Below are 21,678 nucleotides of genomic sequence, written 5' to 3'. Positions count from 1 at the left end.
TTCCCTGAACACCAGCGTTAAGAGCACTTCACTCAGCACTTTTCTTCGTTACAGGCGACATGCGCATGCGTAACTGCTCCGCAACTGGTGTGAGTTCAACTATTAGTGCCAACTTTCGGAACCAACCAATGCACATCGTCGTGCGCTTTCGCGAACACAGAATGGGTGGATGGGTATTCGCCATCCAGAAGGTTATCGACCGCAGCATTGCCGTTATCCCCACCCCATTCCTCGTCGCACCGGAACCACGGTTACCGCAGCCGCTCCCGCGTCGACACTGACACGGACGGCGGGAAGAACCCCGAGCCAGATCACGGGCACTGAGGCCATAAAGGGCATGCGACACGGTGCTGCACTCTCCTGCGCGGGTCCCGGCGCCGGCTGAGCCATGGACCACCCCTAGTTCGATGACCCTCGAAAACTCGCTTAGGTGGAAGCAATGTCGAATGCTTCAATACGCGGATCGCAGCGCCTCGCCACGGAGTTCGCAGCGACGATCTTCGCGCTCTCGTTCTTGATCCCCACACTGTTCACAGCCGAGCCAGCGTCCGCGCACGCCCACTTGGTCAAGAGCCTTCCGAGTGCCGGCGCCGTGCTCGCCGCCGGACCGTCGGAGGTGGTGCTCACCTTCGACCAGCCGATCCAAGCGTTTCCCGGCGCCAACGGCATAGTGGTGACCGGACCACAGAGCAGCCACTGGGCGTGTGGTCGTGCTCGCATCAACGGGGACACCCTGACCGCCTCGATGAGTGCGGTGGGGCCTCCGGGCCGCTACCAGATCCACTACCGGGTGCTCGGAGCGGACGGTCACCCGATCACCGGGTCGGTGCCGATCGACATCCGGCGGTCGGCGTCCACCGCGTCTACCGTGTCCACCGCGTCCGCTGCCACCGCGATGACGGCATTCGACGTAGATCGGCCGCGTGGTTTGGCAGCGATGCCCACGTGGGTGTGGATCGCGCTGCTCGCCGCGGCCGCGGCGTGTGTCGGGGCTGTCGGTCGCCTGACCGTACGCCGAACGGATGCGACATGAACGACCGTATCCGGCTCCTGCAGGTCTCTGCGCTTGTCGGCGCGAGCCTCGTCGTGCTTGCCTTCGGGATCCTGGTCACGCTGCCCCAGCCAGTCGTCGGCATTCCGGAGCCGTCGGTGGTGGTGCGCACCGGGATCCCGCTGCTCCGCTGGATCGCCAACGTGTGCGCGATCGGAGCCGTGGGCTCCGTGCTGGTGCTGGTGCTTCTGGGTGAGGCTGGTCGCGACCGTGCCCCTGCCCTGGCCCGACGTACTTCAGCGGCGGCGGTGTGGGCCGCAGCTGTGTGGGCGGTCGCGGCGCTGCTGGGTCTCTGGTTCAACGCGGCGGAGATCTCTCTCCGCCAGCTACGGCTGCCGGTCGGCGGCGTGCTCGGCTACGGCGGAAGCGTCAGCCTAGGTGTCGCACTGCTGATCAGCGCCGGGTCGGCGGGAGCGTTGACCGCCTATTCGGCTGCCCGCTTGCGGCGGCCGTCGCTGCCACCGGACGTGGGCTTGCTGATTGCGCTGTCGGGCCTGGTGGCCGTGTCGATGAGCGGGCACGCCTCGCAGGCTGAGCCGCCGTTGCTGCTGATGACGGCCAGCGCCCTCCACGTGACCGGAGCGTCACTCTGGGTGGGCGGACTGGCAATCACCTCTCTGATCATCAGCGCCGACCGGCAGGCGCTGGCCGTCGTTCTTCCCCGGTTCTCGCGGGTCGCCGAGGCGAGTTTCGCGCTGGTGGCGGTCAGCGGCCTGTTGTTGGCCGCGCCCCGGCTGACCGGCGACGTGACGCCGTCCCTCGGCGAGGCAGTCGACGCATTGACGCATACAGGTGCCGGCTGGCTGGTCATGGGCAAGCTCGTCTGCATGGTTCTGCTGGGCTGCTCGGGGGCGTACATCCGTACTGCCGTGGTCGACCGCGTGGCGCGCCAGCAGCCCACGCCACTCATCGTGTGGGCCGGGCTCGAGCTCGCCGTGATGGCGGTCGCGGTCTCGCTGGCCACGGCGCTCGGGCGTCCCCTCTGATATGTGACGACCTCTTGCCAAGCGCAGGGTGACGCGCCGCCGAGGCCTTGACGGCCTTCGGCGGCGCCTCTGCTGCCCATGGGCCTCAGGCAGCGCTCACGCGGGCACGGCGCCGCCGCAGTGTGTTCACGGTGCTGTCGAGGACGACGAACGCGACGAGGGTGACACCGAAGACCGGCATCGCCCAGCCCAGGGCACCCGCAGCGATAAGCACCACGACCAGCATCGGCAACGGCAGGTTGCGCCACACCGGCGCCGGGGAGGTACGCCCGGACCGAGTGGGCCGGCGCTGCCACCACATCCGATACCCAAGGCCCAGGAGAACGAGCGATCCCAAGGCCAGCAGGGCCAGCGCGAGCTGGTTGGCCAGACCGAACAGGGTGCCGCTGTGGGCGTCGACACCGATGCTGGTGAGCTTGGCCATCAGGGGGTAGTCCTCCCAGCCCTGGCGGGCAGTGACCTGCTCGGTGTAGGGATCGATGACGACCGAGGTCTTGCGGATCGGCAGCCCGTCGGACGACTCCTCAACGGTGAAGGGCCCTTCGGCGGCGTGCGGCGGGACGAGGGTGAGTTCACCCTGCAGGCCTTCCGACCTGGCCACCTCGACAGCGCGGTCGAAACCGATCGGCTCAACACTGTCCACGGCCGTCACCTCCGGCGCGGAAAGCAGAGGGGTCTTGCCGTTCAGGGCGGTGATCGCCGCGTCGACGCGGGCACCGGCATAGTTCGACCAGGTCAGGCCGGTGATGCTGATGCCGAGCAGACCGACCGCCAGCCAGAGACCCAGGACCCCGTGCCAGGACCGAGTGCGTGCACGTCCCTTCGCAGTGAAGGACGGAACCAGCACGGTCCGCAGGGAGCGGCCGCGGGCGCGCTTGCTGAGCCACAGCACCAGGCCACCGAGCACGATGAAGGGCAGCCAACTGGCGACGAACTCGGAATAGAGCCGACCGAGGTCGCCCATGTGCAGGTTGCCGTGGAGCTCGCGCAGCCACACCTGCGCGGGTGGCCGGTTGTCCACGGTGACCAGTTCGCCGTTGACGCCACCGGTGTACGGATCGACGTACACGGTCAGCGACTCCGAGGAGAAGTGGCTCCCGGTCTGTTTCAGGCCTTCTATGCCCGCGAGCACGACCCGGGCGGTCCTGTCGGGGTCCTCCGCCGGAATGACCGAGGTGACGTGTGCATCCGGATGGACGGCGAGTGCGGCCGCGACCTGCTCCGACAGCGGTCGCGGGCTTCCTGTGTGCGCCTCCACGTACAGCTTGTCGCCGTACAGCACATCGTTGATCTGAGGAGTGAAGGCGTAGGCCAGGCCGGTCAACGCCAACACCGCAAGGAACGGCGCGACCAGAAGGCCAGCCATGAAGTGCACGCGTCGCGCGAGCAACCACAGCAGGGCGCTGGAACGCTTTCGATCGGGCGTGCCGACACCAGCCCGGGGCTGTGAGGGTTCGGTGGGGATCGTGGTCATGCCAACTCCATCGGTACGACGTAGGTAAGACTGGGCATGGCCCCTCCTTCTTTACGTTTCCCTCGTTATACCCAATTGGTTTTGGATGTTTCAGAGGTTTGTTTTGGATGTTTCAGGGCTTCGTAGAAACGCCATTTGGGCCCCGATAGTCAGTAGGCCGACCGGGTATGTCTGATTCGTCGCTGTCACGTAACGCGACAGTAAAAGAGCCCACCAGTACCGAATTTTGCCTTTTCGGTGACTGTTCTCCAGGCACGCATTAGAGGTCTCAAATAAGCACCCGGGGGTATTATCGAAGCGAAACCACCCGGGGTATTATCGAGAAAATCAGCCGCCCCGTTCTTAATGCCCTCGTGAGGTTGTGAGGTCCCATTAACGATTAGATTTCAGCCAGGGTTCTGGGCCCTTAATGAGCGCGGGATTAAGTGGATTGCACTCCTCGGAATCCCCAAACTTTCCCCTTGGAGCTCGAAATCAATGCTCGAAAAGGAGAGGCATTCTTATGTCTGAATCAGCTCCCCAAGACTTCTTGGGGCCCAGGAAGCGACGACGACGGCTCAGCGCAGTGGCCGTGGCGGCGGTCTCGGCGATCACCGCGGCGGGTCTGACCACGATGCCGGCGGCAGGCCAGCAGCCGGTCGGGGTGGGCCCGCTCCCCATCACCTTCGACCTGACCGACGAGAACGGAGGATGGTTCGACTCGGGTCTGAACCTCTTCGGCAGCAAGTCCCTCGCGGTCGGCGTACTCCCCCGGGTCGGCGTACCTGCTGGCGGAGTGCCCTCTATCGGCGGTCCGCTGCTGCCGACTGACGCGTCGTTGGTGGAGAACCTCCTCGGCGGCCTCGGCACCACCGGCGGGGCGGGTGCCGCGACCGACCCGCTGGCCCTCGACTCGACCCTGGCCACCGTGCAGGGCATCGCGAAGTCCTCGCCGGAGGCGGCTTCCAAGGCCGCCGAGGCCGAGGATCTGATCGGCCAGCTCGAGGCGACCATCGCCGACATGCCAGCGGACGAGCCGGTCGACCTGAGCTCGCTGCCGGTCGGCGTCGACCTGGCGGGTGTCCTGGACTCCCTCCAGGAGTTCGCGGTCGAGGGTCCTCCGGTCACCGTCAAGTTCAACGTGGACCCGGCCAAGTCGGAGGGAATCCGCAACCCGATCGGGCTGATCGCCCCGGAGGGGGCGGACGAGTTCCCGTACATGGATTCCAAGGGCGCCTTCTTCGGCGAGAAGACGATCCAGCTCACCGAGCCGGGGCTGTACGCCTTCACCGACTCGGTCGCGCCCTACATGCTCGGCGCGGTCGTGGTCGACGACCCGCTCACGTTGGGTCTCGACTTCGGCGAGAAGCTGGTGGTCAACGGCAAGCCCGAGGCCGTTCCGTCGAACGCCGACATCATCCAGCGGCTGGTGAACGCGTTCTTCACCATCACCAACCCGAACAACTGGCAGCAGTTCAGCAGCACCAAGGAGGTGTCCTGGAACCCGGTCCAGCCGCCCGCCCCGATCCTGCAGTACGACGCAGACGGCAAGCCGGTGCTGATCCCGAACCTGGACGCGTACTACGACCAGAAGTTCGAGTACCCGAGGAAGCTGCCGGCGTTGAAGAAGCCGACCACCCCTGGCGTGGGTGAGGTCTGGATGGCCACTCAGATGGAGGACTTCGCAGGGAAGGAGAAGCACGGCTCCATCACGAAGATCAACGCCGAGGACTGGACGATCGACCGGAAGATCGCAGCCCCCGAGATCAACATGAACAACGTCCACAACATGTGGTCGGACAAGAACTACAAGTACGTGTACGGGAACGAGTGGTTCGACAACGAGACCGATGTGTTCGACCGGGAGACCGGCAAGTTCGTGCGGAGCCTCGAGGTCGGGCCCAACCCGGCGCACGTGATGACCCGTCCGGGCAACGACAACCTCACGATCGGCGTCAACGCCGGGACGGACATCGTCGAGGCGTCACCCGGCGCCACGAAGATCGTCAAGCGTATCCACGCCGACCCGGAGAGCGGCATGACGCCGCACCCGCACGCGCACTGGACCAGCCATGACGGCAAGACGGTCGTCGCGCCGAACACGATGACCGAGGAGGCCGTCATCGCCGACATGGACTCGGGGACCGTCAGGCACGAGCCCGTCGGGGCGTTCCCGATCGCCACGTCGATGACGCCGGACTCGAAGAAGGCGTACCTGTCCAACTTCCTGGGCATGAGCGTGTCTTGCGTGTCGCTGAAGGAGGACGCGTGTGCGACCCCCGACGGCGGTGTGGCCAAGAACTCCACGATCGACCTGTGGCAGAACTACGACGCGAAGACCGGTCCTGAGAAGGGCAAGCCGTGGGGCGGTCTGACCATCCAGCTCCCGGTGAGCCCGGACGGTAAGGCGCTGCTGGCGGTGAACACCCTGTCCCAGACGGTCAACGTGATCGACCCGAAGACTCACAGGTTGATCAAGGATCTGCCGTGCAACGCCGGTTGCCACGGCGCCAACTTCGGCGCCAAGGAGGGTGGCGGCTACTACGCCTACGTCTCCAACAAGTTCTCCAACGCCATGCAGGTCATCGACGTCGACCCGAACAACGATGGTGACATCTCCGATGCCGCCATCGCCGGCCAGCTGACGCTGGGGCCGACCTCGGACACCAAGATGGACGACGAGCTCGTCGCTCACCCAGGTGTGGGTGGACAGGGCGTCCTGGCCCTCCCGCTGGTCTACAACGGCTGGTCACAGGAGATCCCGGCGGCTTGGCGAAAGGGCCTGACCTGCGAGCAGATCAACCCGATCGACAAGTCGGCCTGCTGATCACCAGCTGACACCACCGACGGTTCGGGGCTGGGCAGCGCAGCCCAGCCCCGGACCGTCCGGAACCGACATCTTCCCAAGAGTTCCCAACCATGCAGGAGGCTGGCCGATGACGGCGCAGGAGATTCGCCCACAGGCTGTCACGACCCCACCCCGCCCCGGGTTCCGTCGGCGCGTGATCGGACTGGTTGTGTTGGTCGCAGCCTGCTGGGGAGTGTTGCCCACGGTGCTGCCGTCGCCATCCGGTGACCCTGTGCTGGTCTCGTTGAGTCCGGCGGACGGCGAGACGGTCAAGTCCCCCGACGAGGTCCGGATCACATTCGACCGGCCCGTCCCCGCAGAGCTCGCGACGATCCAGATGACTGATCCCGCAGGCGAGCGCATCGTGTCGACCCGGCCGTACAACCCGCCGGAGGCCGACGACACGATTGCCGTGCCGATGCCGAAGACCCGCTACGAGGGGATCTACTCGGTCGTCTGGTCGGTGCCGTCCAGCACCCTCGAACCGATGGTCGGGTCGTCGACCTTCTCGGTGTTCTCCGCGGCGAGGCTCACCGCGGTCCCGGGGCTAGTCGTCGACCGCGACCCGGTGGTCGTCACGGTGTACACGGTGGCGGGAGTCCTCGCGACGGCCGCCCTGGTGCTCGGTGTCGGGACCGTGTTCGTGCTCGGGGTCGTCTGGCCTGGGGGCGCCCGTCGCCCGGGATCGCGACGTCTGCTCCGGCTCACGTGGGCGACCATGGTGCTGGCGACGCTGGTGTCCCTGCTCTCGTTCGGCGGTTACGCCGCCCGGACCTCGCTCGGTGACGCGTTCGACCCGGCGCTCCTCGCCGGGACGGTCAAGTCGGACATCGGGGCGGCGCTCATGGCCAGGCTGCTCATCCTGCTGCCGCTCACCCTCGGCTTCTGGCAGCTCCTGCGGAGCGCCCCCGCCCGGACCTCGGTCGAGCGCTGGACGGCCGCGGCGACGGTGCTCGGTGCCGCCTCGGCGTTGGCTGCCACCTGGGTCTTCGCTCGCCCGCACGCACCGGCGGGACCGGCGCCGCTCACCGTGGCCGCGGACACCGCGCTCCTACTCGCGGCTGCGGTCGGCGTCGGCGCCGCGGTGATGCAGTGGACGGTCCTGCGTCGAGCCGGTGGACAGGCGGCGTCCGCCACGCGGCTGCTAGCCCGGATCATGCCGGTGGGCGGTGCGGTGCTGCTGCTCGCGGCGACCACGACCGACGGCCGGCAGCTGGCTGCGTACGGCGCGCTGGCGGTGGTGATCTTCGGCACGGGGTTGGCACTCCTGTACCGGGAGCGGCGCCGCAGATCCAACCCCGAGCAGAGCGCCGGCCAGCGCGACAAGCCCGCTCGCCGGCGGCTGCAGGCGGTGACCGCGATGTCAGCCTCGGCCACCGTCGTAGCGCTCGCGGCGCTACCCGGTTCGGGCCTCGCTGGTTAGGACCCGCCCATGCCTACACACCACCGCCCTCTCGGGCGATTCACCACCACCATCGCTGCGACGTTCACACTCGTCCTCGCGCTCGCCGCGTGCGGAAGTGCCGACGAGGACACCGCCCCACCGGCCGAGCCGACCGACGCATCGTCCTCCGTGACCCTCTCGGTTGCCACATCGCCAGCAGCTCCGGTCAGCCCCACGACCGAGTCGGCCGATCTCGGTCCGCTGCTCACGGTCACGATCGACGGAGACGAGGTGTCGCCCAATGCGGAGGAGATCGATCTCGGCACCGGAGAGAAGCTTCGCGTGGAGATCGACTCCGATCGAGCCGGCGAGCTGCACGTCCACTCCGCCTCTGAGCAGTTCATCGAGTTCGTCGAGGGGACCACGAACGGCGAGATCGTCGTGAACACGCCTGGCACCGTCGAGGTCGAGGACCACGACACCAGCGCCGTCGTCGCCCTCATCGAGGTGCGCTGACTTGTTCCCCCTGATCCTGCCCATGCACGGCTTGGGCGGGGGCGCCGACCTGCCCATTCCAGCCTCCTTCGCGATCGCTGGCGGCACCGCCGCCCTCGCCTTGTCGTTCGTCGTGCTGCTCCTGGCGTGGCGTACGCCTCGGTTCTCGACCGCCGGCGGCGAACGAGCCGTCCCCGTCGGGCTCGCCGCACTCCTGGACAGTCCCGGCTGGACCATGAGCATCCGCACGCTCGGGATGACGTTCTTCTGCTTCATGCTCTGGCCCGCGCTGTTCGGGCCGGACCTGCTGAACAACCCCACCTTTGGCGTGGTCTACGTCTGGCTCTGGGTCGGCATCGTCCCCGCTTCGCTGCTGCTCGGCCGCTTCTACCGTGCTGTCAGCCCGGCCCGCACCCTCCACCTGATCCTCGCGAAGGTCGCGGGACGACCACCTGGCGAAGGCGTCCGCAGCTATCCGGCCCACCTGGGGTACTGGCCCGCAGCAGTCGGTCTGTTCGCCTTCGTCTGGCTCGAGCTCGTCTCACCCCAAGCGACCTACCTGGGCTCGGTCCGCGCGTGGTTCGCGTGCTACCTGGCCGCGATGCTCCTCGGCGGCGCGATCTTCGGCGAACGCTGGCTCGAGCGCGCCGACCCCTTCGAGGTCTACTCCACCCTGCTCGCCCACCTCTCTCCATGGGCACGCAACGACGAAGGCGACCTCGTCTGGATCAGTCCGCTACGCCACCTTGCCCGGGTGCCGGGCGAAGCAGGACTGGTGGCCACGGTCGCCGTCCTGCTCGCGAGCACCGCGTACGACAGCTGGCGCGAGAGCGTGACCTGGATCCGGTTCGTGCAGTCCAGCGGCATCGATGGCACCGTGCTGGGCACGGCCGGGCTCCTGATCGCGGTCACCGTCGTCGGAGTCGTCTTCGTGGCGGCGTCGATGGCAACAGGGGTCGATGAGAGCGCCGATCGCTGGCAGATCCCACGTCAGCTCGCTCACTCCATCGTCCCGATCGTCGTCGGCTACATGGTGGCGCACTACCTGAGCTTCTTCGTACAGGTCGGCTCACAGACTCTGATCCAGATCAGCGACCCCATCGGAACCGGGGCGAATCTGTTCGGGACCGGGGGCTGGGAGGTCAACTACTGGTTCTCCCAGCATGGGACCTTCCTGGCCACAGCGAAGGTCGTCTCCATCGTGACCGGGCACGTCTTGGGCGTCATCGCAGCTCACGACCGTGCCCTGGAGATCCTCCCACGGCGTCACCAGGTCGCCGGTCAGCTGCCGCTACTCATCGCGATGGTGCTCTACACCTATATGGGCCTCTACCTGCTGTTCGGAGCCTGACCCGGTGGCCGACAGCTCGCCGCGCTGGCGAGTGTCGATCAGCCAGTCCTTGTAGTCGAGGTGCGCCTTGCGCAGCGCGGCACCCGGCCAGTCCGCGGGAAGCAGCTCGTCGGGCAGGACGGGATCCGCGAGCAGGTGACGTACGGAGGTGGCGCAGGCGGTGAACCGCAGCACGGGGTCGTCGGTGTCGGTGGCCGCCAGCAGCTCGCGCGCCCGGTCAGCCCAGCCGGCCAGATCCCACAGCCTGCCGGCAAGCTCCGCGGGGTCGGTCGTGGGCCGCATCGTCAGCCGCTCACACAGACCGGTGAGGTCATCGGACCACTCGAGGTCGAGGTTCGCGGGGCGTACCCAGACACCCTCACGCAGCTCGGCCAGACGGAGCTCCGTGAGCGTCGCCCGGAGGCTCGCCCTGTCGGCGGCGGATCGGCCGGTGGCGGTCACCACGACCATGTCCCAGTCACCGTCCCAGGCGCCGGTCTGCACGTGGATCGCCGCCTCCTGGCGGCGCTGGCGGTGGCTCAACCTCTCGGAGAGCTGGTATCTCCCGTCCGCGGTTCGGACCAGGTCGTCGGCGGCGACCATGCGGGAGAGCGCGACCCGGACCGTCGTCTCCGAGAAGCCGACCAGACGGCCGCCGGCGACGAGCTCGCGGGCGGACAACGTCGGCACCTCGGCGCTCATGAGCAGACCCAGGAGCGCAGAACGGGCGGACACAGGTCGAAGAGCGCTCGCATCGGAGTGAGTCGGTGACATCCCTCCGAATCTTACATGAATCCCGCATCCGCAGACGATGTGTTATTTACATCATTGCCACAGCCGCGGGAGATCTGTAACGTCCCCAGACATGAGCCTTACTGGACGCACCATCATCATGTCGGGCGGCAGTCGCGGCATCGGCCTGGCCGTGGGCATCGCCGCGGCCAAGCTGGGAGCCAACGTCACGCTGCTGGCGAAGACGGACAAACCCGACCCCCGCCTCCCCGGCACGGTTCACACCGCCGCCGCCGAGATCGAGGAAGCGGGCGGTCAGGCGCTCGCAGTGGTCGGCGATGTCCGCGACGAAGCCTCGGTGGAGAACGCCGTCGCACAGACCGTCGAGCGGTTCGGCGGCATCGACATCGTGCTCAACAATGCCTCCGCGATCGCCCTCGACGGCACCGAAGACCTGCCGATGAAGCGCTTCGACCTGATGACCCAGATCCAACTGCGCGGGACGTACCTGCTCACGAGCAAGTCGCTCCCCCACCTGCGCGCATCGACCAACCCGCACATCCTCTCGCTGTCGCCGCCGATCAACCTGTCGCCGCAGTGGCTCGGCGCGCACCCGGCGTACACCCTGGCGAAGTACGGAATGAGTCTGCTGACGCTCAGCTGGGCGGCGGAGTACGCCGAGCACGGCATCGCCGCCAACTGCCTGTGGCCCGAGACCCTCATCGCCACGGCCGCTGTGCAGAACCTCCTCGGCGGAGACGCAGCGGTGGAGAGGTCGCGTACGCCCGATATCGTCGCCGACGCCGCGGTGGAGATCCTGGGGCGCCCCTCGCGCGAGTGCACCGGCAACTCGTTCCTGGATGTGGACGTGCTTCGGGATGCCGGAGTCACGGACTTCTCGAAGTACGGCGGGACCGGCGATCTGGAGTACGACATCTTCGTGGACCGGCCATGACCAGCCTCGTGCGGGAGCGGCGCGGAGACGTCGAGATCCTCCGGCTCAACCGACCCGAGAAGCGAAACGCCCTCAACACCCCGGCGCTCCGCCTGCTCAACGACGCGTTGAGAGAGCTGTCCGATGACGGCGAGATTCGCGCGGTGGTGCTCTCGACGACATCTCCCGACGCCTTCTGCGCAGGCGCGGACGTCACCGAACCCCTGGACGCAGCAGGCGGAGTCGCCCGGATGGAAGCATTCGCGGAGCTCTACCAGCTCGTCGAGCAGGTGCCCGTGCCGACGATCGCTGTCTGTGTCGGCAACTGCGTGGGCGCCGGCGCCGAGATCATCGCCGGCTGCGATCTGCGCGTGGCCGGGGACAATCTGAAGCTCGCCTGGGCGGGCGCCCGGCTGGGCGTTCCGGTCGGCCCGGCCCGGCTGACCCAGCTCGTCGGCCTCTCGCGCGCCAAGGAGCTGATCTACACCGGGCGCCCCGTCGGGGCGGACGCGGCTGTCGCGATGGGCCTGGCTCAGCGTACGGCTCCTGCCGGCGAGGCCGAGGCGGTCGCTCTCGAGCTGGCTGGACTCATCGCGCGACAGTCGTCCGACGGGATTCGCACCCTCAAGGAGATGTTCCGCGAGCTCGAGGGCACCGCCCACCGCATCACCTATGAGAACGAACGGCTGCTCGACTTCCAGAGGAACAGCGTCGGCTTGCCGCAGGGCTAGCTGCAGCAAGCGGCTAGCTCGGGCTCGGGGTGCTCAGCGCGGATGCGTACGTCTTGGGGCAGGTGCTGCCCGAACAGGCGCGGTACTTCGCATCGAGTGCCTTCATCTGGGCGACGACCTTGGCGTACCTCCGGTCCCCAGCCAGGTTGCGCGTCTCGTACGGGTCGACGGCGCGGTCGTAGAGGACGGGCACACCGGTCGCGGTGAGGGTGATGTAGGTGTAGCGCCCGTAGCGGATGCCGCGATACTTGCTGTTCGTCCCGCCCTGAGTCGGCCAGGCGGCCACCGGGATCGGCCGGTAGAGCGTCTTGCCCGCCTTCACGCTCGCCGCGAGCACGCGGGTGATGTCGACACCGTCCTGTGCCCGCCCCGGCGTCGCCCGCCCGAGCGCGGCGACCGTGGTGGCGATGTCCGGGTTGCCGACCGCGGAGCCGACCTTGATGTTCTTCGGGATCCCGGGCCCGACCATGATCAGCGGGATCCGCATGGACTGCGACGACTCCCACAGCTTGCCCAGACGGTTGTGGTGCCCGGTGGTGTAGCCGTTGTCGCCGGAGAAGATGATGACGGTACGCCGGTACTGCCCGCTGTTCTTCAGGTGGGCGATCGTGCGGGCGACCGCCCGGTCGACCGACTGCGCCGCTTCGATGCGCTGCTGGTAGACGTAGCGCATGACCCGCTTCTGGGCTGTCGTGTAGGGCTTCCCGGCAGTCACCTGGCCCGGTCCGGCATAGAACATGTCCGGAGTCGTGGGCAGCCCGAGGCCGCTGAAGCGCCCCTTGTCCGCACCCATCGGCCGGGTGTTCTCCAGCCACAGTGACGGCTGGTTCGGGTAGCGCCTCTTCGGGTCGCTGGCCTCGACCGGGCCGCCCGCGTGCGGCGCCACGTAGTTGACCCACAGGAACCATGGCTTCTTGCCGCCGACGTTGGTCCCGGCGTTCTTGATCATCTTGATCGACCGGTTCTGCAACGCGACCGAGCTGTAGAGACCAGGGCTCTGGATCGTGCCGTTGTTGTTGAACTTCGGACTCAGCAGGTTATAGGTCGACGGATCGATCGTCGCCTGCCAGTTGTCCCACCCGGGCTCGCCGTTGGAGTAGCGCTCGGATCCCTTGCCGTAGTTGTTGAGGTACTTCCCGAGGAACATCGTCCGATAGCCGGCCTTGTCCATCCACACCGGAAGCGTGTTCCGACGCCCCGTGAAGCCTGTGTAACCGCCGTTGGTCCCGGAGATCGACCAGTTCTTGTGGTTGTGCGCATATTTCCCGGTCAGCAGGCTCGCCCGCGCCGGCACGCACAACGGCGTCGGCGCCACCCCATCGGTGAACGTCGTCCCCTGCTGCACCAGCAGCTTCTGCACGTGCGGCATGTACTTGATGTCCGTCGCCGCCAGGTCATCGACGTTGATCATCAACACGCTCGGCCGCCCCGACTCCAACCGCCCCGGCAGCGCCGCCGCCTCCGCCGACGATGTGGGCCCACACAGGACCGCAACAGTGCTCGCCACCGCCAGGGTGGCGATAGTGGTCCGTCCACGCCGAAGCGCCCGGCTCAGGCCCATCCCGGAACTCATCTTTCAACCTGTCTCTTCATGACCTCTGCCATCAGCGCCCAGGCCGCGTCAACAGCGCGGATCACTCCGGCCGCTAGGCCTGCTGCGCGAATCACGCCGCAACCATCGAATGACTCGACTCAAGCCATTCGACTCACTGCTTCTCGGCTTCCGTCAGCACCGGGTCTCGCGTCGAAGTTCGACGAGACTCCTGGCAACGAATCGGACAGCTGGAAACGCTTCTCCGATCCCGAGCCGGCGAGCAACACGCAATTTAGCCCGCGGCGGATTTTCGCCGCAGCCGTTCAGGGCTCTGTTAACCAGTTGTACACATCGGCCAGCCGCGCTTCGGTTCCACCACCCGTGGCGAGCGTTGGGGCCCGCGAGCCCTCGAGGCCGTGCCGTTCTCAGAGAAGGCCGAGACCGGTGGCGTGGCGACGTACCGCCTCGCTGTCGGCGACGAGCACGAGCGGAACCTCGTCGCCCATGGAGCTCCACACGCGCTCGACCCGGCCGTCGTGAGGATCGAGCCGCACCTCGCGGATGTAGACCGCGAGGATCCGCCCCGGATGGCGGCGGACGGCATCGGCGTAGATCTCCGGATCGTGCTCACCGGAGTCGCCCAAGAGGACGAACGGAAGACCAGGGTGGAGCGCGAGGACCTCGTCGATGCGCCCGCTCTTCGGTTCCCGGCCGTCGGCGCTGCCGAGCAGATCGCGCAGCAGCAGCGGCCCGCGTGGGAAGTCGCGGTGGCGCACGAAGGCGTCCAGGAACGCATACAGGTTCCACGGGCTGGAGGAGATGTAGAACACCGGGTTCGCGCGGGCGGCAAGGTCGCGATAGAGCTCGGGCGCGCCAGGGAACGGCGTACGCGTGAGCGCCGACCCGGTGAGGGTCTGACGCACCATCCGCCCGACGCGCTGCACCCCGGTCTCGAGGATCGTGTCGTCGATGTCGGAGATCACGCCGAACCGCGCCTCACCGACAGGCACGCGGACCTCCACCGTGGCCCGGTAGTCGCCGGCCAGACCGCGATACTCGCCGGCCAGCTCGACGGCGCCGAGCGTCAAGGGAGCCTCCAGCGTTTCCGGGTCGGGCCGCAGCCGTGCCACGAAGTAGCCCTCGTCATCGGTGACCGCGTCCACCGCGGCATCACCCACGGTGACCCGCAGCGGGACACCCGGCAGCTCGTCGGTCACGAAGTGGCGGATCATGCGGCGTACGGCGGCCCGTGCGCCCTCGCCCTCCACGGCCTCCGAGGGCGGTGGATCGTCGACGACCCGACCGCGTACCACGACTCCCTCGGCACTCCCGTGCCCGCCGTAGCACTCGATCCGGAAGTCCGCCGGCACCCGCGATCCTGCCCGACGGAATCTCGCCGCATCCCACGCTCGCTCCAACCCGAGCATCCACTGACGTGCCGACATGGCCACAGCCTAGGGTCCGCCCCGTCCGGACGGCTCACCGCCCGCGACGGGACCAGGGACGTACTCAGCGCGCGTCGCGCGCACCTTGTCGACGGGCGCCCTGTGCACGCGAGGACGCGTCCCGCTTGAGGCCTCCGGTCGTCCGGGTCGCGTCCCGCCGCGCACTGGGCACAGGGGTGCCCCCGTCGTTCACGGGAGTTTCACGAGGTGGCCCTGCGCTGGTGGCGGCTCGCGCCGCGGCGATCCGTTCGGCCCGCAGCTCCTGCGAGGCCTTCCTCGCCGCCGTGCTGACCTGTCGACTGACCTGCGCCAACACGGACTCGAAGACCTCCACCTTGGCCCTGGCGCGCTGGTTCTGGTCGTAGGCCTTACCGCGACCGCCGACGCTCTCCACCGCGGCGCTGGCACCACGGCGGTAGACCTTCAGGTGCTTGCTGCGCTCGCGTCTCACCCGCTCATGAAGCTCGAGGAGCTGGTCCTCGTCGAGCTCGCGCAGGACAGCAGGGTCCGCCTCACGGACGAGAGCTGCTTCCTTCTCGGTCAGGGAATTCAGCAAAGCCTTGTTCACAGGACCCTCCGGTGTCTTCGCCGACGACTGCGCCGCCCCCGGTTGACGCACACGGCGCAAGCCCATGCTACGCCCGGCACAGGGCCCCGGTCTGGTGTTCAGGACCTCCGGGGGCACGAGGCGAGTGGAACGCAGAAACCCGGCCTGTTCAGCAATGAATTGCCTACTGAGACCGGGTTTCGCTTGGTGGAGCTGAGGGGATTCGAACCCCTGGCCTTCTCTTGGTGCCGGGCGGCCTTCGTCGGGTGCCGAATCTCTCGAGACTCTTCGGCCAGCTTCGGAGAAACCTCCGTTTGACCTGGGCGAACATCCGTCATCAATGTCGATGACGAGGTCCACATTACCTCGTCGCCTCGCCTGATCTCGGGGACTCTCGAAGGGGTTTTCGCGGAGTATTCGCGGAGTTCAGGACCACGTCCGGGCCTCTGCCCGCCACTGCGCAGCGCCGGGGATATCGGCACTCAGCAACGGGTCGGCGAACCTGACCGCCATCTCCACTACTTCCTCGAATGTCGCGGGGAGATGCTCGCCATCGGCACCGAGCCCGCGGCGATACGCGACGTACGCTGAGGCCCGGACCTTCACGAGGTCACCGATCGCCTCAGACATCGATCTGACGACGACGCCTCGAAAGTTCATGGTGGCCGCCACCGCCGCGCTCACCTCGGCACCGTCGAGGTCATGGGTCGTGACCAGGGTGTAGATGTCGGCCCAGTCCCGCACTCTTGTGCTCGCCGGCCCGAGATCGATCGCGGTCGAGATCTTCTCCGCCAGCACGGTCGCGATCGGATACCCCAATATCCGCACCGGCGCCGCACCTGGTCGCAGCGCAGGCAGTTCGACGACTGACGGCTCCGGTGTCACTGGATCGCCGAAGTTGATGTCCAGCTTGAGCTTCAGCTGCGCCGTGCCCAGCGTCGCGTCCATGGTCACGCGGACGCCGGAGTAGAGCGCATCGTCTCGGATCATCGCCGCCTTGACGGTCTCGGTCAGGTAGACAACTCCGTCATCCGGGTCGGCCAGACCTGCGATCTCGACGACCCGGGCCGCGACAGCGCTCTCCTCGGCAGGCATGTTCCGAGCCAGTGCGTCCGCATCGGTGGTCGGACGCCGGCTCCCGAAGCTCGCCAGAAGCATCCCGCCCTTGAGGACGAAGTCACCGGCGTACGGCGATGTACTCATCCGCGCCAGCCACCGCTCCACGACATACATCGTCAACAGGTCCTGGGTACGCCTGCGCTCCCGCCGAGCTCGGTTCTGCAGATCCAGATACGCCCGCCCAGCAGCTGTTTCCCGCGTCAGCCGACTCATCGTGCCCCTGCGATGTCCAGCGCCAAGCGCACCGGCCCAACGGCACCGAGGATGTTGGCGTACTCCAGCACCCGCCCCGGCTTCGCTCCTGGCGATTCCAGGTATCTGTTCAGGACCGTGTGCGCCAGCGGCTCACCAAGTCGGTGCCGCAGACGCATCAGGTCCACCACCGTTCGCGCAGGGTCATAGATTCTCGTGAACTCATTCGGCGCGGCCTCCACTCGCGAGAGTCCGACCTCGAACGTCTCAGCGTCGAACCGGAACACGGTGGTCGGCGGATAGGCAATGCGGGCCAGGTTTCGCCCGGAGGCGATCGCGATCTGGACCGCGGGCTCCATCTCATCGCTGAGCCCGTGGGCCACCGCTGCGCTCACACAGCACACGATTGCCTCCGGGGCCCGCATCCCAACCGCCAAGAGATCGGGAAACGAAGGTTCGGGCGCATCCGCGTGACGGAACACGCCGCGCGAGAGCTCGATGGCGTCACCTTCGTCCCGCCAGCGATATAGGTCCCGCGGATGCACTCCTGCCTGCAGGGCCGCTCGTGTCGTGAACGTCACCGGAAGTGACTCCAATCCCACCATGGATAAAAACCATACACTCTCACCGGGAGCGTGAGTGGTTTTTATCCATGGTTGCAGGCTCATGCAGACACCGCCAGGCGGCGGCTAGAAGTGGCGCGCAACGCTCGGGCGGGTCGGATGTAGCGGTCGATGAGGATGTCGATGCGTCGGTGCCGGGCCTGGGCGGCGATCCGGTCGATGCCGACGCCGGCCATGGCGGCGGTGGTGGCATGTCCTGCGCGCAGCGAGTGAGCCGTGATGCGGCCGGTCAGCCCGGCGGCCTCGGCATAGCGCTTGACGACACTCGTGACAACGTTGCCGGAGATCGGTTGGAGCGGCGGAGCGCCGTTGCGGAAGCTGGTGAAGACCGGGCCCTGCCCTGGTCCGCGATGACTGAGCCAGGCGTCGAGGGCCGTGATCGGGTCGGTGTCGCGGTGGCGGCCCGGTGCGATCCCGACGACCTGCCCGCGAGCATCGGGGTCGGTCTTCGAGCGGCGCAGGCGGAGCAGTAGTCCGCCGGGCTTGGGTTCGAGGTCGGCGAGCGTGAGGTTCGCGAGTTCGGAGCGGCGCAGTGCGCCGGCGAAGCCGAGCAGGATGATCGCGGCGTCACGGTACCCGGCCGATGTGTCGCGATCGATGGCGGCGAGCAGCCGTCGGATCTCCTCGGGGCCGACCGGGCGGGCGGGTCGATGTGGTGCGGTGCCGAGGATCCGGTGCAGTCCGCGGCGTACCTGGCGGACCGCCGCTGTCTGGGTCGGGTCGGCCAGGCCATAGCGATGGTGGTGGTACCGGATCGCGGAGCAGGCCACGTCGATCGTCGCGGCCGAGGCCCCGTCGGCGGCCCGCTCAGCGAGATAGGCGCACACTACATTTGGTTCGGCTCCGGTGCCGCCGAGCGAATCGAGGCCTCGCCCGGCGCACCATCGTTCCCAGGCGCGCCAGGCGCAGGCATACGCGGTGCGGGTGGTCTCGGCGTGGGAGGCGCTGATCGCGGCAGCGATCCGGGCGGTGTCGTCCTCGGTGAGCAGCGGATACGTCATGGCGTCGACGCGTACAGGCAGGGTGGAGGTCATCGCCGGGTTCTACACCTGCACCACCGGAGCGCGACCTGCCCGCGCATACAGCCGGCCCGAGCGGGCACTGGCGCGAAAAAGTGCGAGTATTCGCGGAGTTCAGGACGATGTCCGGGGCCCTACCCGCCACCGTGCAGCGCTGGGGGCGTCTGCACTCAGCGCTGGGCCGGAAACCGGACCACCATCTCCACGACTTCCTCGAGGGTCACGGGGATGCTCACCAAGATCAACTCTAGATCGACGGCCGTGCAACCTGCGGCGACCTCGATCCCGGGACGCCTCCGCGGACAGCCCTGCGTATCGGCCAATTCGTACTGATACCCTCCACGGGTATACATTCATACCCCTATTGGGTATCTGACCCCGTCGTCGCCACGACGCCGGGGGTGAGTTCGTTCCGCGCGGCAACGTCTGCGCGAAGGAGGAGAATCCAGATGACGACCACGAAGTCGACCCGCGGTGGTTTGGTTCCGCTGCTGGTGATCGCCTCAGCACAGCTGATGGTGGTGCTCGACGATTCGATCGTGAACATCGCGCTGCCGAGCATCCAACGGGAGCTCGAGGTGGCGCCGACGTTGCTGCCGTGGGTTGTCAACGCCTACATCCTCGCTTTCGGAGCGCTCCTGCTCCTCGGCGGCCGGATCGGAGACCTCTGGGGACGCAAGCGGACTCTCCAGGTCGGCATCGCGGTCTTCGTCGTCGCCTCCCTGGTCGGCGGTCTCGGCCTGAACGTGGAGATGCTCGTCGCGGCGCGCGCGGTGCAGGGCCTCGGCGCGGCGTTGGCCGCGCCCAACGCGCTCGCTCTGATCGCGACGACGTTCTCCGAACGGAAGGTGCGCGATCAGGCGCTCTCCCTCTACGGGGCGATGTCAGGCCTCGGTATCGTCATCGGCCTGCTCCTCGGCGGTGTGCTCACCGACCAGCTGGGCTGGCGATGGGTGTTCTTCATCAACGTCCCGATCGGCATCCTCGTCCTCCTCGGGACACGCACGCTGATCGCCGCCGACCGGGGCACCGGACGCCTCGGCGCGCTCGGAGCCGTCCTCGGCACCGCCGGCATGGTCGCCCTCGTCTACGCGATCACCCGCTTCGGCGAGAACGGTTTCGCCGACCCGACCGCCTACACGGTCGTCGGTGCAGCGCTGGTACTCCTGGCCACGTTCGTCCGTACGCAGCGCTCGAGCCCCAACCCGCTGATGCCACCGAGCCTGTTCCGCGACCGCAACCGCACCGGCGCCTACCTGACCATGCTGGGGCTGGCGATCGGACCGATGGGCACGTTCTACGTGATCACCCTCTACATGCAGGAGGTCGTGGACTTCAGCCCGCTGCAGACCGGGCTCACCTGGCTGCCGTTCGCCCTCGGCATCGTCCTCGGCGCCGGGATCGCCCCGCAGCTGCTGATGAAGATCGCTCCTCGGTACGTCGCCGCATTCGGCGCGCTGCTGGGCGCCGGCGGGGCGTTCTGGTTCTCCACCATCACCGTCGAGCCCAGCTACTGGACGCTGATGGCTCCCGCGATGGTGCTCATCGCGCTCGGTTTCGGGCTGGGGACGATCACCCTGACGCAAGCGGCTGTCTACGGCGTCGCGGCGGATCGAGCCGGCATCGCCTCGGCGCTGCTGAACTCCGCCCAGCAGATCGGCGTCGCCCTCGGCTTGGCCATCCTCGCCGGAGTCGCGGCCACCGTGACGGCAGGGAACGGCACCACGACGCCCTCGTCGCTCGTCGACGGATACAGCACCGCACTGGTCGTCGGCGCGGGGATCCTGCTCGCGTCGGCAGTGCTTGCGCTGCTCACGCTTCGCGGCGGAGTCAGCGATGCGGAACAGGCGATCAAGGAGCCTCGAACCATCTCCGCCTGAACACCCGACCAACCGACACATCGGAATCGAACAACCAAGAAGGAGCAGCAATGCACTCTCACAACGACGAAGCGAAGTCATGGTCGACATCAAGCACGCCGCCCCGGAGATGGTCTCGGCATTCTTCGGGTTCGACAAAGCCGTGTTCAACAAGAACACCGGCAACCTCGACCTGGCCACCCGAGAGCTGATCGCCGTCGGAGTCGCAGTGACCACGCAGTGCCCGTTCTGCATTGAGGACCACGCCAAGCGCGCCGTCAAGGCCGGTGCATCCAAGGCCGACGTCGCCGAAGCCGTCATGGTCGCCGCCGCCCTCCGCGCCGGCGGCGGCGTCACCCACGGCTGGAAGGCGATGAAGAGCATCGCCGAAGACGAGTAGCGCCGTCTCACAAGGCACGTGCCGCAGCTTTACTGTCACCAGCCGGTCGCGACCGCTGCCCCCGGGAGACCACGTCTCGGGGACAGCGCTTGAACGGTCCGACCAGCATGAAGGAGAGACCCCGGTCAGCGACCGTGCAAGTAGAGGCTATGCAGGTCCAACGGTCAATCGCCGTCGCTGGTGCCGGCATCTAGATTGGCGCATCGTGCTTCTGGCGGCTCTCGGCATTCGCTGAGACCAATTCGAACTGTTGCACGGGGATCGACTTGCGGGATCGAGGAATCTCGAAATTGATGCCAACCGACAGGCTGTCGTGCACATCACGACGAGACTGGTGATCTGTCTACGTGCCTATCCGCCGGCGCTAGTCACCGTCGCCGCATCGGCTGCCCACGCCTCGGCGGCTCGTCGTATCTGCTCGACCGTGGTCCTGCCTTCGGAAACCGAGGCGATCTTCGCCCCATCCAGCAGCGCCATAAGGACTTGGGTCGTCTGTGTTCGCCGGGACTCATCGAGGTTCGGGAGGTTGCGTGAGAAGAAGTCGAACACTGTCTTCCTGTGGTCGGCGATGATCTCGGCGACCCCACTGCTGGGATCCAGGTGCTCGGCCGCCGCGTTGATGAAGCAACACCCGTTGTAATCAGGCTCGTCCGCCGTGGCGGCGACATGGTCGAACAAGGCGGCGATCCGGCGAAGGCCCGGGTCGTTGTCCGCCTCGATCCGCTCGAGGTCCGCTCGCGCCATCTCGGCTCGGGTGCGCAGGTACGCCGCGATGAGGTCGTTCTTGGATCGGAAGTGCGAGTACAGCGTCGCCTTGGCGACGCCGGCGTCTTCGATCACCTTGTCCACCCCTACCGCTCTCACCCCGTGGGCATAGAACAGATGAGAAGCCGTGCTCAGGATGCGGTCCCGCGCCGTACTTCCGCTTGCCAGCTGATTCATGGAGTTGACGTTAACAGACAGATCTGTCTACCGTTCAAGTGAACAGACAGACCT

The 21,678-nt window shown here is 67.3% G+C and carries 19 protein-coding genes; 10 read left to right on the top strand and 9 right to left on the bottom strand.

Features of this window, described 5'->3' with window-relative positions:
• Positions 1–439: 439 nt before the first annotated feature.
• On the top strand, positions 440–1,033 hold the full coding sequence (locus ABZY89_RS12120) for a copper resistance CopC family protein (protein WP_355227399.1): 594 nt from the start codon (positions 440–442) through the stop codon (positions 1,031–1,033).
• Positions 1,030–2,037 (top strand): CopD family protein, encoded by a 1,008-nt coding sequence (locus ABZY89_RS12115; protein ID WP_355227397.1) that lies wholly within the window; start codon positions 1,030–1,032, stop codon positions 2,035–2,037. Before ABZY89_RS12120 ends, ABZY89_RS12115 begins: the two co-directional genes overlap by 4 nt.
• 85 nt (positions 2,038–2,122) lie before the next feature.
• Here ABZY89_RS12115 and ABZY89_RS12110 read toward each other — a convergent pair whose 3' ends face one another.
• Positions 2,123–3,511 carry a PepSY domain-containing protein gene (locus tag ABZY89_RS12110; protein ID WP_355227395.1) on the bottom strand — a complete coding sequence of 463 codons (1,389 nt, stop codon included), beginning with the start codon at positions 3,509–3,511 and terminating at the stop codon, positions 2,123–2,125.
• 502 nt (positions 3,512–4,013) lie between these two features.
• Here ABZY89_RS12110 and ABZY89_RS12105 point away from each other — a divergent pair.
• From ABZY89_RS12105 to ABZY89_RS12090, 4 genes are all read left to right on the top strand, one after another.
• A complete protein-coding gene (locus tag ABZY89_RS12105; RefSeq protein WP_355227393.1) occupies positions 4,014–6,317 on the top strand; it encodes a copper oxidase in 2,304 nt (767 codons plus the stop codon).
• Positions 6,318–6,492: 175 nt separating this feature from the next.
• Positions 6,493–7,761: a copper resistance protein CopC gene (locus tag ABZY89_RS12100; RefSeq protein WP_355227392.1), complete on the top strand. Its 1,269-nt coding sequence runs from the start codon at positions 6,493–6,495 to the stop codon at positions 7,759–7,761.
• Positions 7,762–7,770: 9 nt separating this feature from the next.
• A complete protein-coding gene (locus ABZY89_RS12095) occupies positions 7,771–8,238 on the top strand; it encodes a hypothetical protein (RefSeq protein ID WP_355227390.1) in 468 nt (155 codons plus the stop codon).
• Between the two features lies 1 nt (position 8,239).
• Positions 8,240–9,568 (top strand): hypothetical protein, encoded by a 1,329-nt coding sequence (locus ABZY89_RS12090; RefSeq protein WP_355227388.1) that lies wholly within the window; start codon positions 8,240–8,242, stop codon positions 9,566–9,568.
• Here the strand turns inward: ABZY89_RS12090 and ABZY89_RS12085 are convergent.
• On the bottom strand, positions 9,509–10,321 hold the full coding sequence (locus tag ABZY89_RS12085) for a PaaX family transcriptional regulator C-terminal domain-containing protein (RefSeq protein WP_355227387.1): 813 nt from the start codon (positions 10,319–10,321) through the stop codon (positions 9,509–9,511). The genes ABZY89_RS12090 and ABZY89_RS12085 overlap by 60 nt on opposite strands.
• Positions 10,322–10,412: 91 nt before the next feature.
• Between ABZY89_RS12085 and ABZY89_RS12080 the strand changes: the two genes are divergently transcribed.
• Together ABZY89_RS12080 and ABZY89_RS12075 are read left to right on the top strand one after the other, a co-directional pair.
• A complete protein-coding gene (locus ABZY89_RS12080; protein ID WP_355227385.1) occupies positions 10,413–11,234 on the top strand; it encodes an NAD(P)-dependent oxidoreductase in 822 nt (273 codons plus the stop codon).
• Complete coding sequence (locus ABZY89_RS12075) at positions 11,231–11,944, top strand: enoyl-CoA hydratase/isomerase family protein (protein WP_355227383.1); 714 nt, start codon at positions 11,231–11,233, stop codon at positions 11,942–11,944. The genes ABZY89_RS12080 and ABZY89_RS12075 overlap by 4 nt, the downstream gene beginning before the upstream one ends.
• A 13-nt stretch (positions 11,945–11,957) precedes the next feature.
• On the opposite strand, the gene ABZY89_RS12070 is transcribed toward ABZY89_RS12075, so the two are convergent.
• From ABZY89_RS12070 to ABZY89_RS12045, 6 genes are all read right to left on the bottom strand, one after another.
• On the bottom strand, positions 11,958–13,517 hold the full coding sequence (locus tag ABZY89_RS12070) for a sulfatase-like hydrolase/transferase (protein WP_355227382.1): 1,560 nt from the start codon (positions 13,515–13,517) through the stop codon (positions 11,958–11,960).
• Positions 13,518–13,903: 386 nt separating this feature from the next.
• Positions 13,904–14,923 carry a phosphatase domain-containing protein gene (locus ABZY89_RS12065; RefSeq protein ID WP_355227381.1) on the bottom strand — a complete coding sequence of 340 codons (1,020 nt, stop codon included), beginning with the start codon at positions 14,921–14,923 and terminating at the stop codon, positions 13,904–13,906.
• A 64-nt stretch (positions 14,924–14,987) separates the two neighbouring features.
• Positions 14,988–15,491, bottom strand: coding sequence for a hypothetical protein (locus tag ABZY89_RS12060; RefSeq protein WP_355227379.1), 504 nt, complete (start codon positions 15,489–15,491; stop codon positions 14,988–14,990).
• 405 nt (positions 15,492–15,896) lie between these two features.
• Positions 15,897–16,673 carry a nucleotidyl transferase AbiEii/AbiGii toxin family protein gene (locus ABZY89_RS12055; RefSeq protein WP_355227377.1) on the bottom strand — a complete coding sequence of 259 codons (777 nt, stop codon included), beginning with the start codon at positions 16,671–16,673 and terminating at the stop codon, positions 15,897–15,899.
• 125 nt (positions 16,674–16,798) lie between these two features.
• Complete coding sequence (locus tag ABZY89_RS12050; RefSeq protein WP_355227375.1) at positions 16,799–17,362, bottom strand: type IV toxin-antitoxin system AbiEi family antitoxin domain-containing protein; 564 nt, start codon at positions 17,360–17,362, stop codon at positions 16,799–16,801.
• Between the two features lie 83 nt (positions 17,363–17,445).
• Positions 17,446–18,438 carry a tyrosine-type recombinase/integrase gene (locus ABZY89_RS12045; protein ID WP_355227374.1) on the bottom strand — a complete coding sequence of 331 codons (993 nt, stop codon included), beginning with the start codon at positions 18,436–18,438 and terminating at the stop codon, positions 17,446–17,448.
• Positions 18,439–18,872: 434 nt separating this feature from the next.
• Between ABZY89_RS12045 and ABZY89_RS12040 the strand changes: the two genes are divergently transcribed.
• Together ABZY89_RS12040 and ABZY89_RS12035 are read left to right on the top strand one after the other, a co-directional pair.
• Positions 18,873–20,303: an MFS transporter gene (locus ABZY89_RS12040; RefSeq protein WP_355227372.1), complete on the top strand. Its 1,431-nt coding sequence runs from the start codon at positions 18,873–18,875 to the stop codon at positions 20,301–20,303.
• A 79-nt stretch (positions 20,304–20,382) separates the two neighbouring features.
• Positions 20,383–20,682 carry a carboxymuconolactone decarboxylase family protein gene (locus ABZY89_RS12035; protein WP_355227370.1) on the top strand — a complete coding sequence of 100 codons (300 nt, stop codon included), beginning with the start codon at positions 20,383–20,385 and terminating at the stop codon, positions 20,680–20,682.
• Positions 20,683–21,033: 351 nt separating this feature from the next.
• Here ABZY89_RS12035 and ABZY89_RS12030 read toward each other — a convergent pair whose 3' ends face one another.
• On the bottom strand, positions 21,034–21,624 hold the full coding sequence (locus ABZY89_RS12030; protein ID WP_355227368.1) for a TetR/AcrR family transcriptional regulator: 591 nt from the start codon (positions 21,622–21,624) through the stop codon (positions 21,034–21,036).
• Positions 21,625–21,678 lie beyond the last annotated feature (54 nt).

It is taken from the genome of Nocardioides sp. NPDC006303 (assembly GCF_040613175.1).
Lineage (GTDB): Bacteria > Actinomycetota > Actinomycetes > Propionibacteriales > Nocardioidaceae > Nocardioides.
The sequence above is the reverse complement of the archived record's forward strand: the minus strand, read 5'-3'. Positions and strand labels throughout refer to the sequence as shown.